Origin of the sequence: Photobacterium sp. GB-56 (assembly GCF_003026105.1) — a bacterium.
Classification (GTDB): Bacteria; Pseudomonadota; Gammaproteobacteria; order Enterobacterales; family Vibrionaceae; genus Photobacterium.
In genome coordinates this window covers 1-639 of sequence record NZ_PYNW01000060.1, presented here as the reverse complement: position 1 = coordinate 639, position 639 = coordinate 1, and the positions used below count along the sequence as shown (strand labels likewise).

1 rRNA gene is annotated in these 639 nt (G+C 54.5%); it reads right to left on the bottom strand.

Annotated elements, in window-relative coordinates:
• Window positions 1-639 (bottom strand): 23S ribosomal RNA (locus tag C9J42_RS21360); the annotation flags it as partial.

Sequence of the window (639 nt, the reverse complement as noted above, 5' to 3'; positions counted from 1 at the left end):
CAGCACTTACACACCCGACCTATCAACGTTGTAGTCTTCAACAACCCTTTAGAGACCTTAAAGGTCTAGGGATGACTCATCTTGAGGCTCGCTTCCCGCTTAGATGCTTTCAGCGGTTATCGATTCCGAACTTAGCTACCGGGCAATGCGTCTGGCGACACAACCCGAACACCAGCGGTTCGTCCACTCCGGTCCTCTCGTACTAGGAGCAGCCCCTCTCAATCATCCAACGCCCACGGCAGATAGGGACCGAACTGTCTCACGACGTTCTAAACCCAGCTCGCGTACCACTTTAAATGGCGAACAGCCATACCCTTGGGACCGACTTCAGCCCCAGGATGTGATGAGCCGACATCGAGGTGCCAAACACCGCCGTCGATATGAACTCTTGGGCGGTATCAGCCTGTTATCCCCGGAGTACCTTTTATCCGTTGAGCGATGGCCCTTCCATTCAGAACCACCGGATCACTATGACCTGCTTTCGCACCTGCTCGAATTGTCATTCTCGCAGTCAAGCGGGCTTATGCCATTGCACTAACCTCACGATGTCCGACCGTGATTAGCCCACCTTCGTGCTCCTCCGTTACTCTTTGGGAGGAGACCGCCCCAGTCAAACTACCCACCAGGCACTGTCCGTAA